Below are 1,672 nucleotides of genomic sequence, written 5' to 3'. Positions count from 1 at the left end.
CATTAAACTTGCAAAAACCTTAACATCAGTTAGTCGTAATGAGTTGAACTAATGATGGAGGGATAGAGGCAGCCGGGTGAAATGTTCTTCCGATCGCTGTTGCTCCCGGATTTCTTGATGAATTAAATTCAGATAAGGTAGAAATCCGGTCACAAAGGCGAACGCTACGCTTCTCCAGAATCATTTCACCCTCTTGCCTTTTCCCACCCTATGCTCTAGTTCAACTTGTTTGCCAGAGATGTTTCGCCTCTCTCAAAAAGGCAAAAAAAAAGACCCACCTCACTTCAAACGTACAGACACATTTTTTTTCCAGAGTATAGTCTTTCTTCTGTTTTGGTTTTACATTTTTTTAGTAATAGATCATCCGTAGTTTCTTCAAACGTTCTGGATGAATTCTTGGACGACCTCCCTTTTTCCTTCGGCCCTTACTCGTCCGCTGCGTAACTGGGTGTAAACGGTCCAAGAAATCGGTCCACGCATTCGTTAAATACGCACGCATCTTCCTCGTCACTTGGCCAATGGACAAATCCGGAGCGTAGAGATACCGGATTTCTTCACACACCACGTACGCCAGTAGGTTTAAATAAATCAGGTTCCATACCGCCTGTGGCTTGTTGTTGTATATTTTTTTCAGATGCAAATTTGACTTCATGAATTTAAAAAATAGTTCCACTTTCCAGCGGTAATGATACATTCGAGCCACATCTTCGGCTTTTACATCCCAACGGTTGGTTAGAACTCGCACTTGATGAACCTTGTGCTTATTGTCGATAAACTCAAACTCGACCAGTCGGAACACGCCGGTTTGTTGGCTATCCGGGTCCTTGATTTCTACTTCGGCATCCCGCTTGATGAAACTCCCCGCGACCTTGGACTGAAGCACCCGTACTTTGCTGTTGCTCTTAAGTCGGACCACGAAGTAAATCTGATTTCGATCCCAATGGAGGAATTGTCCGTAACAGATATAACCTCGGTCAAACAAATAGGTGGTTCCTGGCTCCCAAACAAGGTGTTCGAGCACTTCCGAGTCTAGGTCGGCCACCATCGCTGTGGAGAGTACGATGCCTTTTAGCCAGGCGCTTATCTCACCGGTGAGATGCAGGCAGGTATGCATTTTTACCGCACTCTCTCCCGTTTGGCGGAATGCCCACTTCCCCCGCAGTAGGCTCAGAGTGATTGATGAGGAGTCTACCGCAGCCAGTCGCCCAAGTCTCTTGAGCTTTTTCGGTAGTGTAGGTCCCTGGTGATGCCACAGGTTTTTGAGACGCTGGAGGAACAAGTTACGAACACTGTCGGTTGGAATTCGTGCTAGTTTTCGATTTAAGGAGGAAGCATGGATCGACTCCAAGCCTACCCATTTTTGCAGCCATGGAGCACTCCGTAAATGCTCTGCGATGTCGTCTAGTGAACTCCGTTTTTGCAAAATGGCCTCCAGAAAGAGAAGAATCGTGTTGCCAAAGCAAAGCTTCTTGGCGTAATGATCGCCACAGAGTAAACGCATATTGATATCCAACCAACCTAAGGCTTGACGAATCACGGATGGGTTAGGTATCTTTGTATTCAAGGAGACCTCCTTTCGTATGTATCTGTACAATTCTACGATAACTGGGGTCTCCTTTTTTTGTAAATTATTCTTCTTACTTGTTATGTCATTTTTTTTGCAAGATTGCTG

At 45.4% G+C, this 1,672-nt stretch carries 1 protein-coding gene; it reads right to left on the bottom strand.

Features of this window, described 5'->3' with window-relative positions; all coding sequences use genetic code 11:
• Window positions 1-349: 349 nt before the first annotated feature.
• Entirely contained in the window at window positions 350-1,564 is a 1,215-nt protein-coding gene (locus LBW89_RS27265) for an IS4 family transposase (RefSeq protein ID WP_225040919.1), read from the bottom strand.
• Window positions 1,565-1,672: the final 108 nt, after the last annotated feature.

This window comes from Paenibacillus sp. alder61, from assembly GCF_020179875.1.
Taxonomy (GTDB): domain Bacteria; phylum Bacillota; class Bacilli; order Paenibacillales; family Paenibacillaceae; genus Fontibacillus; species Fontibacillus faecis.
The sequence above is the reverse complement of the archived record's forward strand: the minus strand, read 5'-3'. Positions and strand labels throughout refer to the sequence as shown.